The sequence below is a fragment of the Halovivax sp. genome, from assembly GCA_007119345.1.
In the GTDB taxonomy this organism is placed as follows: domain Archaea; phylum Halobacteriota; class Halobacteria; order Halobacteriales; family Natrialbaceae; genus Halovivax.
The window spans coordinates 1-10,414 of the sequence record SKPV01000091.1; the positions used below are offsets into that span (position 1 = coordinate 1).

General features: G+C 69.5%; 12 protein-coding genes. 4 read left to right on the top strand and 8 right to left on the bottom strand.

The features are described 5' to 3' along the window. Positions 1 to 350: 350 nt before the first annotated feature. The gene (locus QZT59_RS06265; RefSeq protein WP_290812911.1) at positions 351 to 1,028 is read right to left on the bottom strand and encodes a DUF502 domain-containing protein; all 678 of its coding nucleotides are present in this window, start codon (positions 1,026 to 1,028) and stop codon (positions 351 to 353) included. Between the two features lie 161 nt (positions 1,029 to 1,189). Then, on the bottom strand, positions 1,190 to 2,047 hold the full coding sequence (locus tag QZT59_RS06270) for a proline dehydrogenase family protein (RefSeq protein WP_290812914.1): 858 nt from the start codon (positions 2,045 to 2,047) through the stop codon (positions 1,190 to 1,192). Positions 2,048 to 2,333: 286 nt separating this feature from the next. On the opposite strand from QZT59_RS06270, the gene QZT59_RS06275 reads away from it, so the two are divergent. Together QZT59_RS06275 and pyrE are read left to right on the top strand one after the other, a co-directional pair. Then, positions 2,334 to 2,879, top strand: a complete 546-nt coding sequence (locus tag QZT59_RS06275) for a CDP-2,3-bis-(O-geranylgeranyl)-sn-glycerol synthase (protein ID WP_290812917.1) — start codon at positions 2,334 to 2,336, stop codon at positions 2,877 to 2,879. Between the two features lie 206 nt (positions 2,880 to 3,085). Then, entirely contained in the window at positions 3,086 to 3,619 is a 534-nt protein-coding gene (pyrE, locus tag QZT59_RS06280; protein ID WP_290812919.1) for an orotate phosphoribosyltransferase, read from the top strand. A gap of 53 nt (positions 3,620 to 3,672) precedes the next feature. On the opposite strand, the gene QZT59_RS06285 is transcribed toward pyrE, so the two are convergent. Together QZT59_RS06285 and QZT59_RS06290 are read right to left on the bottom strand one after the other, a co-directional pair. Then, positions 3,673 to 4,317, bottom strand: coding sequence for a class II aldolase/adducin family protein (locus QZT59_RS06285; protein WP_290812923.1), 645 nt, complete (start codon positions 4,315 to 4,317; stop codon positions 3,673 to 3,675). After that, complete coding sequence (locus QZT59_RS06290; RefSeq protein WP_290812926.1) at positions 4,314 to 5,060, bottom strand: HAD family hydrolase; 747 nt, start codon at positions 5,058 to 5,060, stop codon at positions 4,314 to 4,316. The genes QZT59_RS06285 and QZT59_RS06290 overlap by 4 nt, the downstream gene beginning before the upstream one ends. A gap of 302 nt (positions 5,061 to 5,362) precedes the next feature. Here QZT59_RS06290 and thrS point away from each other — a divergent pair, with 302 nt between their 5' ends. Continuing rightward, complete coding sequence (gene thrS, locus QZT59_RS06295) at positions 5,363 to 7,312, top strand: threonine--tRNA ligase (protein WP_290812930.1); 1,950 nt, start codon at positions 5,363 to 5,365, stop codon at positions 7,310 to 7,312. A gap of 128 nt (positions 7,313 to 7,440) precedes the next feature. Further along, on the top strand, positions 7,441 to 7,905 hold the full coding sequence (locus QZT59_RS06300; protein ID WP_290812933.1) for a pyridoxamine 5'-phosphate oxidase family protein: 465 nt from the start codon (positions 7,441 to 7,443) through the stop codon (positions 7,903 to 7,905). A gap of 103 nt (positions 7,906 to 8,008) precedes the next feature. Here QZT59_RS06300 and QZT59_RS06305 read toward each other — a convergent pair whose 3' ends face one another. The 4 genes from QZT59_RS06305 to QZT59_RS06320 all read right to left on the bottom strand — a co-directional run. After that, positions 8,009 to 8,443: a universal stress protein gene (locus tag QZT59_RS06305; protein WP_290812935.1), complete on the bottom strand. Its 435-nt coding sequence runs from the start codon at positions 8,441 to 8,443 to the stop codon at positions 8,009 to 8,011. Between the two features lie 177 nt (positions 8,444 to 8,620). After that, a complete protein-coding gene (locus tag QZT59_RS06310; RefSeq protein WP_290812938.1) occupies positions 8,621 to 9,082 on the bottom strand; it encodes a hypothetical protein in 462 nt (153 codons plus the stop codon). 248 nt (positions 9,083 to 9,330) lie between these two features. After that, positions 9,331 to 9,921: a 50S ribosomal protein L15e gene (locus QZT59_RS06315; protein WP_290812941.1), complete on the bottom strand. Its 591-nt coding sequence runs from the start codon at positions 9,919 to 9,921 to the stop codon at positions 9,331 to 9,333. Positions 9,922 to 10,144: 223 nt separating this feature from the next. After that, on the bottom strand, positions 10,145 to 10,414 hold a 270-nt coding region (locus QZT59_RS06320), incomplete at its 5' end, for a hypothetical protein (RefSeq protein ID WP_290812944.1).

Here is a 10,414-nt window from a genome sequence, read left to right on the forward strand (position 1 = left end):
CTGCCCTCCCCCGGGTCGCGCCCTCGGCGCAGTGCACCGAGAGACGCTCCCGGCCCCGGATTTCAATGGAGCACTGCCTTCAGGAGAACCGGTTTCGGGCGGGGAGCGCGCTCGCCGGAATCCGACGAGCGCGCGACCCGGGGGAGGGCAGGCTTCCGTCCAGCATTCCCGCCGCGAGCGAGTCCGCCGCGCGGACGAGCGAGCGGGTCGACGACCGACCCAGAAGCCGCGCCTCGCGCGGCTGGCGGGGAGGGAGGAGTGCTTTTCATCGAAGTTTTACCGAGCGACGACGCGACGTGCGCCAGCAGTGCTGGCGCCGTCGCGCCCGAGCGCAGCGTGAAAGTTCGTCGTTAGTCGTCGTCCTGTTGCTTCGCCGCGCCCTCGTCGACCACGTCGATCGGGACGCCGGCGTCCATGCTGCGCCCGCGGTCGGCGTCGCCGAATCCCGCGCTGAGGACGCGTGTGAGCGCGTCCTCGACGTCCTCGTCGAGTTCCGTGAGCCGCTCGGGCTCGACCTCGATGACGAAGCCGGTCGTGATGTTCGGCGACGTCGGGAGGAACAGCACTTCCCGGCCGTCGTCGGCCGACTTGCCGGTCCGGAAGGCGGTCATGCGCAGCCCCTCCCAGACCTCGAGCTTGACGGGTTCCTGGAGGCTCTCCTGTTCGCCGAAGGCGGTCTCGGCGGCCATCTTCGAGGCGTTGTAGACCACCCGAAGGCCGGGAAGTCGGTTCGCCACGTCGTCGAGCAGGCGCTCGACCAGTCCGCCGACGGTGGTCCGCATGAGGTAGCCGATGGCGAAGATGAGGATGGTGAGCACGGAGAGCGTGACGAACACGCGCAACAGTCCGGTGAGACGCTCGGCGAGGTTCTCGTCGTCGACGATCCCGTGAAGAAGGTCGTCCGGCAGGATGAACCCGGGAGTCAGTCCGGCGACGAACCCGTAGAGCCAGTAGAGGACGAAGAGCGTGATGAGGATGGGCCCGAGGACGACGAGCCCGCTCGCGAAATCCCGCTTCCACGACGTCATATTCGGGTTCTCTCACCGTGAGCGTAAGAGCGCTTCCATTCGTGACGCGGCGAGGACGTCTCTCCGATCGGCGGTCCCTGCGGTCCGTCCGTCGAGCGACCGGATCTCGCTTGTGCGGCCGACCGGCGAACCGTCGCGCGTCGTCGTTAGCGGTCGGCCGACTATCGGCCGAGAATCGCCCGCAGGGCGAAGGTGAGGTTCTCCTTGCGCTCGCGGATCCGCCGCCAGAAGTACGACTTCCACTTCTTCCCGTACGGGGCGTACTGCCAGACCTCGTAGCCCTCGGCCGCGAGCTCAACCTGGGCGTCCTCGCGAACGCCCATCAGCATCTGCACCTCGAAGTCGGCGCCGCGTTCCTCGTGGAGCTCCTTCGCGTAGTCGATCATCTCGGGGTCGTGGCTGCCGATCGCGATCCCGCCGTCGTAGCGGTCGAACGCGTACTCCAGGAGTTCGCGGTAGGCCTCGTTCACCCGCGATTTGTCCGCGTAGGCGACGTCCGCGGGTTCGTCGTAGGCGCCCTTCACGAAGCGGACCTTGCCGGGGACGTCGGCGAGGCGCTCGACGTCCTCACGGGTTCGTTTCAGGTTCGCCTGGACGCAGAGACCGATCCCTCCGTCGGGTCCCTCGCCGCTCCAGTGCTCGCGGGCCAGGTCCTCGAAGGCGTCGAGCGTCGCGTCGGTCGTCGTGTGATCTTCCATATCGACCCAGACGAAGACGTCGCGCTCGGCGCCGCGGGCGACGACCTCCTCGAGTAGCGCTCGGAACCGATCTTCGCCGAGATCGAGGCCGAGCTGGGAGGGTTTGATCGAGACGCATGCGTCGAGGTCCGCGTCGGCGATGTCGTCGATCAGCTGCCGGTAGGCCGCGGCGTCGGCCTCGGCGGGTTCGGGATCGTCGTAGTGTTCGCCGAGCAGGTTCAGGATGACCGCCACGTCGCGCTCGTTCAGTTCGCGAGCGTGTTCGAGCGCGGCGGCCGGCGACTCGCCGGCGACGAAGCGGCGGGCGATCGGCGGGAGCATACGCGACCCATTCGGGGCTGGATATATGGGCGTTGATGATTCGGCGCCGCGGCCGGTCGGGTCCGGGTCGATGACCGGGCGGTCCGGCCCGGCGTCCGGCTGACGTCCGAGTCATCGTCGGTCGGATTCGACCGGGCGTCCGGTGGGAGTTAGAATCAGCAGCGGGTCGGAACGCCGAACGGGCGGCGCGTCGGAACGCCGAACGGGCGGCGCGTCGGAACGCCGGCCGCGGAGCGAGCCGGTTTGGATATCGTTTAAGGGACGGGGGTGCGTTCGCCCGACCGACATGGCACTCGTGGAGACGGTCATCGTCGCGTTCTGGCTGATGTTGCCCGCGTACGTGCCGAACAACGCCGCGGTGCTGGCCGGCGGCGGGCGGCCGATCGACGGCGGCCGAACCTGGGGCGAAAAGCGCGTGCTCGGCGACGGTAAGACCTGGCGAGGGACGGCCGTCGGCACGGCGGCGGGGGCGCTCCTGGCGCTCGCGCTCAACGCCGTCGCCGGCGACGTCGGGAGCGCGATCGGCGCGGATCTGCCGACCTTCCCCGCCGCGGCCGTCCTCGCGCTCCCGTTCGGCGCGATGTGCGGCGACATATTGGCCTCGTTCCTCAAGCGCCGGACCGGCCGCGAGCGCGGCGCCCCGTTCCCGCTGGTCGACCAGCTCGACTTCGTCGTCGTCTCGCTCGCGTTCGCGTTCGTCGCCGCGCCCGGCTGGTTCACGGATTGGTTCACGCTCGGCGTGCTCGTCGTGATCTTCGTCCTGACCCCGATCCTGCACGTCTCGACGAACGTCGCGGCGTACTGGCTCGGGTTCAAGGACGAGCCGTGGTGACGGACGTCGACGATAGTCGTTCGGTACCCTCCGTCCGCTCGGCTAGCCGCGCTGGCGAACCGGAGACCGAATCCCCGAGCCGCAGGGGATCGCCAAACGGCCGTCGTGCCGCGCCGGGCGCGTCATCGCGAGAAGCGGCCACTCGGGTGAACGTTGCCGGCCCGCGTTCCACACCGCTTATCTCGCTGGACTGTGCCCGTTCGACCATGGCCGATCGGGAACTCATCGACGCCCTCAGGGAGGCCGACGCCGTCCGCTTCGGCGAGTTCGAACTCTCCCACGGCGGGACGAGCGACTACTACGTCGACAAGTACCTCTTCGAGACGGATCCGCGCTGTCTGGATCTGATCGCCGAGGCGTTCGGGGAGCGAATCGAATCCGACGACAAACTGGCCGGCGTCGCCCTCGGCGGCGTCCCGCTCGCGGCCGCGACGTGCGTCGCCGCGGGCGTCCCGTACGTCATCGCGCGCAAGCAGCGCAAGGAGTACGGCACCGGAAACCTGATCGAGGGCGCCCTCGAGGAGGGCGAGGCGGTCGTCGTCGTCGAGGACATCGTCACGACGGGAACGAGCCTGATCGACGCGGTCGAGGCGCTGCGCGAGGCGGGCGCGACCGTCGAGCGCGCGCTCGTCGTCGTCGACCGCGAGGAGGGCGGGCGCGAGAACGTCGAGGACGCCGGCGTCGAGGTGGAGGCGCTCGTGACGGCGAGCGAGCTGCTCGCCGACGCCGACCGGGACTGAACCCGCACCGCCGTCGGTCCCGATCCCCGCCGTGGCCGACGCCCGGTCACCGGCTACCCCTGCCCGTACGATTCGAACTGCTCGCGGACGGTCGCCAGCTGTTCGTCGGTGAGCGTCCGCGGCTCCAGGCCCGCGGCCCGCGTCCGGAGGTACAGGGCCGCGATGCTCTCGACGTGGACAGCGTTCTCCAGGGCCGTCGCCGCGTCGTCGGCGGTGACCACCAGCCCGTGGTTCTCGAGAAAGCAGGCGGTCGACCCGGCGTCGTCCATCGCGCGAACGACGTTCTCGGCCAGTTCGTCCGTCCCGTAGGGCGCGTACTCGGCGACCGGCACCCGATCGCCGACGGCGACGATCATGTAGTGGATCGGCGCCAGCGGTTCGCGAGCGACCGCCATCGCGGTCGACCAGGGTGAGTGCGCGTGAGCGATCGCGCCGACGTTCGCCCGCCGGTAGATCGCGGCGTGCATCGGCACCTCGCTGCTCGGCGCCATGTCGCCGGTGCGGCGCTCGCCGTCGACGCCCACGACCGGTACGTCCGCCGCGTCGAACGCGTCGTACGGAACACCCGTGGGCGTGATCGCGAACGCGTCCCCGTCCGTCCCGTCGCGGACGCTCAGGTTGCCGGTTCGGCCCGGCGTGAGGGCGGCGAGGTCCGGGGCGCGCTCGACCACGGTCCGGCGCTCGGCGTCGAGGATCACGAGACCACCTCGAGGACGTCGGCGAAGTCGTCGATCCGGTGATCGGGTTTCCGCGGTTCGGCCAGCGGTCCGTCGACGTCGGCGTTGAACAGCACCGTCTCCAGGCCCGCGGCGTTACCCCCGACGACGTCGGCCTCGACGTCGTCGCCGACCATCGCGGCCTCGGAGGGCCGGCGATCCAGCCTCGCCAGCGCACGTGTGATGGGGGCCGATCCGGGCTTTTCCTGCCCCACCTCCTCGGAGGTGACCAGCGCATCGACGTACTCGCCGATCCCCAGGCGGGCGAGCTTGCGCAGCTGGATCCGCGTCGTGAGGTTCGTCACGATCGCGACGTCGATCCCCCGATCGCACAGCTCGGCCAGCGTCTCCTCGGCGTCGGGGAAGGGCGACATCGCGTCGAGATACCCCTCCCAGTAGGCCTCGCCGAGCGCCAGCGCGTCGGCCGGCCGGGCCGTCCCGGTGCGGTCCTCCAGCGCCGCCTTGAAGTAAAGGAAGCGCTCGTGGGAGGCGGCCGTCCCGGGAACCTCCCGCTTTACCGCCGCGCGTCCCCGGCGGTAGAAGGTCTCGAACGCCTCGTCGTCCCCGAACTCGTATCCGCGCTCGCGGGCGACCTCCCGCGCGGTCGCCTTCCCGGCGCGGTTGCACGGCGGGTAGGGGTAGAGCGTGTTGTCGAAGTCGAACAGCACGGCCCGGATCGTCCGCCCGCGCCCGTCGCCGCTCGCCCGATCGCGTCGACTGGTCATACCTCACGCACGACGCCGCGCGAAAAACGCGTATCGGTCCGACGGACGGCCGACAGTCGGCTGAGCGGCCCGGGGCAGCCGGGAGCCTCGCAAGGGGGCGACGCGCCGGGCCGGCCCCGAAGGCCGCTCGCACCATCACAATACTTTTATCCCGGTCTCATCTACGCGTAGCCACGATGGTAGGTGTCCGCTTTACAGGGCTCGTCGCCCGCCTTTGACTTCCACCTACCGTGTGCTGGGTCGAACTCGATCGGACAGCCCGCGGTGCGGGCGGACACGCCACCAGAGCACGTACGCAATCCATGTCAGATTCAGAATCAGCGTCACAGATAGCGGTCGTACTGCCCGACGGATCCGAGCTCGCGGTCGAGCCGGGCGCGACCGTCGAGGACTGCGCCTACGAGATCGGCCCCGGCCTCGGCCGCGACACGGTCGCGGGCAAACTCGACGGGGAGCTCGTCGCCAGGGAGGAACCCGTCTACGACGGCGCCGAACTCGAGATCGTCACCGACGGCTCCGAGGAGTACCTGCGCGTGATGCGCCACTCGGCCTCGCACTGTCTCGCCCAGGCCGTCGAGCGCCTGTTCGACGAGGACCGGGTGAAACTGGCCATCGGCCCGCCGACCGACGAGGGCTTCTACTACGACTTCGACGACCTCGACGTCGACGAGGATGACCTCGAGCGCATCGAGGCCGAGATGGAAGAAATCGTCGCGGCCGACTACGAGATCGAGCGCGAGGAGGTCTCGATCGCGGAGGCCCGAGAGCGACTCGCCGACGAGCCCTACAAGCTCGAGCTCCTCGAGGAGTTCGCCGAGGACTCCGAGACGGTCTCGTTCTACAGACAGGGCGAGTGGGCGGACCTCTGTGCCGGCCCGCACGTCGACTCGACGGGCGAGATCGGCGCCCTCACGCTGCTCGAGATCGCGGGCGCCTACTGGCGCGGCGACGAGGAGAATCCGATGCAAACCCGCATCTACGGGACGGCCTTCGAAGCGGAGTCCGCCCTCGAGGACTTCCTCGAACGGCGCGAGGAGGCCGCCGAACGCGACCACCGGAAGATCGGCCGCGAGATGGATCTCTTCTCGATCCAGGACGTCACGGGTCCCGGCCTGCCGCTGTACCACCCGCCCGGCAAGACCGTGCTCCGCGAGCTCGAAGACTTCGTCGAGGAGCTCAACCGCGAGGCCGACTACGAGTACGTCGAGACCCCGCACCTCTTCAAGACGGACCTCTGGAAGCGCTCGGGCCACTACGAGAACTACCGCGAGGACATGTTCGTCTTCGAGCTCGGCGACGACGAGTTCGGCCTGAAGCCGATGAACTGCCCGGGCCACGCCTCCATCTTCCAGGACCACTCCTGGAGCTACCGCGACATGCCGATCCGCTACGCGGAGAACGGGAAGGTCTACCGCAAGGAGCAACGCGGCGAACTCTCGGGTCTCTCGCGCGTGTGGGCGTTCACGATCGACGACGGCCACCTCTTCGTCCGGCCCGACCAGATCGAGGCCGAGGTCGAACGCATCCTCGACATGATCTCGGACGTCCTCGAGACGTTCGACCTCGAGTACGAGATGGCGCTGGCGACCCGACCCGAGAAGTCCGTCGGTAGCGACGAGATCTGGGAGAAAGCCGAGTCCCAGCTCGAGGCCGTCCTCGAGTCTCGCGAGCACGAGTACGAGATCGAGGCCGGCGACGGCGCCTTCTACGGGCCGAAGATCGACTTCGCCTTCGAGGACGCCATCGGTCGCAGCTGGGACGGCCCCACCGTCCAGCTGGACTTCAACATGCCCGAGCGATTCGACCTCTCCTACGTCGGCGAGGACAACGAGTCCCACCGGCCCGTGATGATCCACCGGGCGCTGTACGGCAGCTACGAGCGCTTCTTCATGATGCTCATCGAGCACTACGAGGGTAACTTCCCGCTCTGGCTCGCCCCCGAGCAACTGCGCGTGCTCCCCATCTCCGACGACAACCGCGACTACGCCCGCCAGGTCGCCGACGAATTCGAGGCCTTCCGCGTCGAAGTGGACGAGAGCGACGCCACCCTCGGCCGAAAGATCCGCGCGGCCCACGACGACCGCGTCCCCTACCAGATCATCGTCGGCGGCGACGAGGCCGACGCCGGCACGATCTCCGTGCGCGACCGCTTCGAGGACCAGGAGTACGACGTCGAGATCGACGAGTTCCGCGCGCACCTGGAGTCCGAGCGCGAGGAGAAGCGGACCGAGCCGGACTTCCTGCGGAACTGAGACCCGAACCCGGACGCCGACGGCGGGACGGATTCGGGTCTCGCGGACCGACCGACCGGACCCGTCCCGCCGGGGCACTGAAATCGATTTCAGGAAACGAATACGTATCGCGCGGGCCACCCGTCCGTATGGAAATCGTCGACCGAACCCTCGAGGACGACCTCGACGCGGTGCTCGACCGTCCGCTGTTTTGCTTTCTCGCCCAAACTTCATCCGAGGGCCATCCGCGGCTCTCGCCGCTGTGGTACCTGTGGGAGGACGATCGCATCTGGATCATCGCCGACACCGTCGAGAAGTCCTACGCCACGCGCGTCGAGCGGACGCCGGAGACGGCGGTCGCGATCGTCGACTTCGACGCCGAGACCGGGCGCGTCCGCCACGTCGGGATGCGCGGCCGAGCCGAGATCGTTCCCTTCGACGAGGAGCGGGCGAACCGACTGCTAGCGCGGTACCTCGGACCGGATCGAGAGGCGTGGGACGAACGCTTCGTCGACATCGACCCCGACCGCTGGGGGTTGATCAGGTTCGAGCCGGAGACCGTCGTCGCGAGGGATCAGTCGTTCTCGCCGAGCCTGGAGCGGACTCTCGACTGAGCGGCCCGCACGCGCCCGCGCTCGATCCGCAGCGGGCGATCCGCAGCGGGCGATCCGCAGCGGGCGATCCGCAGCGGGCGATCGTTACCGGAACGGACGAGCCTCAGCGGACGATCGTTACCGGAACGGGCGACCGGCGCGCCACCGTCTCCGCGACGCTGCCCAGCAGGATCCGCCGGGCGCCGGTCCGACCGTGACTGCCCATCACGACGTGGTCGACGTCGGAGTCCTCGACGTACGCGATGATCGACCGCGAGACGCTGCCGACGACGTGGTCGGTGTCGAGCTCCCGGCCGGCCCCCTCGGCGAGCTCGGTCGCCTCGGCGAGGAGGTTCTCGGCGCGCTCGTTCTGGTGGCTCATGATCTCGTCGTAGTTGGCCATCGCGCCGCCCTCCATGCCGGTCGCCGCGTAGAAGTCGCTGGGATCGACGACGTGCAACGCGGTGATCCGGGCCTCGGGGTGTTCTCGCAGGGCGAACTCGAGCGCCTGGGTGGAACGTTCGGAGTCGTCGAACGGGACGAGGATGTGGTCGGTCATGGTGACGAGTACGCCGGCCTGTGGGTTAAGGCCACGGGCGGCGTTCCCGACGCGAGATCGCGAGCGGTCGGTCCCGGATCGTGCGCTCACCCGCGTCGCGCCGGACGGCGAATCCTCCGGTGTCGAGCCCGGACCGTCGACGATGGCGGTCGCTCGAGACCCATCGATCGGCCGCGCTCACCGCGGGTTAGCCCCGGAACGATACCCCGCGAGGAACGACCGCCCGCCCCGCACCAGCGCCCAGCCCCCGGCCAGCGCGAGGAGGCCGCCGAGGACCGCGGCCGGCGGGCCGAACTCCGCCGCGGCGGTCCCGAGTCCGACGACCGTGACGAACGCGAGCACGAGGAACGCGCCCCCAGCGAACGCCGCGTGCCGGACGATCGCCTGCCGCCTCGATCCGCGATGGAGGGCCTCCACGCCCCCCAGCTGGAGGGCGGCGGCTTCGACCGCGAGCTGGAGCGCGATCAGGAACGACGCCGCGAGGACGAGTCCGTGCGCCAGGTGGTGGTCGACGCCGAGCGCCTCGAGTCCCGCCGACCCGAGGGCGGTGAGCACCATCGTGGCGGGGAACGTGATCAGGATGACGGCCCCGAGGTACACCGCTGCCGGCACCGCGTACTCGCGACGGAGGAGGGTCATGGGATGCGTACTCGCCGCCCTTACAAGTACGTTCCGTTGACACGAATCGGCGTCGGGCGTGGCGAACACGGGGGATCTCGGCGACGCGAGACCCAGGTCGGGCGTGCGGCCTCACAGCCGGACGATCGTGTCGCTCGCGTCGATCGCGGCCGTCGCAAAACCCGGCCGCCATCCGCGTCGATCGCGGCCGTCGCAAAACCCGGCCGCCATCCGCGTCGGCTGCAAAAACCGGGCAGCGTACCGCGCCGTTACTTCCCGCCGCCCTTGCCGCGCACGTTCGACGGGCGAACCTTCTCGGTGCCCTTGCCGCGGTTGTAGAGGCCCCGGTTGGACTTGCCCGCGTTGGTCAGGCCGCGGAACGCGCGGTTCTTGTGGCTGTCGTCGCAGATCCAGTTGAGGTCGTCGTCGTTCTGGATCGCGGGGTGTTCCGGATCCACGAGGATGATCTCGTACCACTTCTGCGAGCCGTCCTCGCCGACCCAGTAGCTACCGAGCACGCGCAGGTTGGGGTACTTGCGCGAGGCGCGCTCCTCGCCGATGCGCTGGATGTTCTTGCGCCGGCCGATCCGGTTGACGCCCTGGCGCTTCGAGCGTCGGCCCGCGGTGAACCGCTGCTTGCGCGCGGTCCCCTTGCGGACCGACACCCGAACGAGGACGATGCCCTGCTTGGCCTTGTAGCCGAGCTCGCGGGCCTTGTCCAGCCGGGTCGGTCGGTCGATGCGCTCGATGGCGCCCTGACGGCGCCACTCCTGTTTGCGTTGCCACTGGAGCTCCCCGAGCTTGCCGTCCCCGGGGTTCTTCCAGGCGTCCTTGATATGGGAGTAGAAGCTTCGTGCCATCTGTCTCACCGCGGGCGTTTCCTGGTTCAGATCGCGACGCGATCCACATCCCGACCCGTGGCCGGAGCCGAACGGGTGCCCGCTGGTGCCCGCCGCCCAGCGAGTCTGTCGAATCTATCCAACTGCGATGTATAAGGGCTTCGAACCGACCGCGCCGTGCGCCGTCGTCCCGCGGACTCGATCGGCGACGAGGGCGACGAACGGGCCGGTCGTCGGGAACGGCCTATGGATGGCGCGGCGGTGAGGGCGGTTCGGGCAGGGACGACGTCCCCTGCATCCGACCGACGTAGATGAGGATCGCCGTCAGGCCCGCCAGGAACCCGAACGGGTAGAACCCGGGGTTGAGGGCGGCGCCGAGGGCGAAGCACGCCAGCGCGGCGAGCGCGGTCGCCTCGGCCGGATCGGTGACGGACCGACGGATCGCCGCGGCGACGCGGTCCGGACCGAACGACGCGGGCGACGGCGGCCGGAGGGCGGTGGCCGCGAAGGCGAC

What these genes read in the sequence shown, in the direction of transcription:
- QZT59_RS06275 (WP_290812917.1), top strand. Translation starts at nt 2,334, where the DNA reads ATGGCACTCGTGGAGACGGTCATCGTCGCGTTCTGGCTGATGTTGCCC.
- QZT59_RS06305 (WP_290812935.1), bottom strand. Translation starts at nt 8,443, where the DNA reads ATGACCGACCACATCCTCGTCCCGTTCGACGACTCCGAACGTTCCACC.
- QZT59_RS06290 (WP_290812926.1), bottom strand. Translation starts at nt 5,060, where the DNA reads ATGACCAGTCGACGCGATCGGGCGAGCGGCGACGGGCGCGGGCGGACG.
- QZT59_RS06265 (WP_290812911.1), bottom strand. Translation starts at nt 1,028, where the DNA reads ATGACGTCGTGGAAGCGGGATTTCGCGAGCGGGCTCGTCGTCCTCGGG.
- QZT59_RS06315 (WP_290812941.1), bottom strand. Translation starts at nt 9,921, where the DNA reads ATGGCACGAAGCTTCTACTCCCATATCAAGGACGCCTGGAAGAACCCC.
- QZT59_RS06310 (WP_290812938.1), bottom strand. Translation starts at nt 9,082, where the DNA reads ATGACCCTCCTCCGTCGCGAGTACGCGGTGCCGGCAGCGGTGTACCTC.
- thrS (WP_290812930.1), top strand. Translation starts at nt 5,363, where the DNA reads ATGTCAGATTCAGAATCAGCGTCACAGATAGCGGTCGTACTGCCCGAC.
- QZT59_RS06270 (WP_290812914.1), bottom strand. Translation starts at nt 2,047, where the DNA reads ATGCTCCCGCCGATCGCCCGCCGCTTCGTCGCCGGCGAGTCGCCGGCC.
- QZT59_RS06300 (WP_290812933.1), top strand. Translation starts at nt 7,441, where the DNA reads ATGGAAATCGTCGACCGAACCCTCGAGGACGACCTCGACGCGGTGCTC.
- pyrE (WP_290812919.1), top strand. Translation starts at nt 3,086, where the DNA reads ATGGCCGATCGGGAACTCATCGACGCCCTCAGGGAGGCCGACGCCGTC.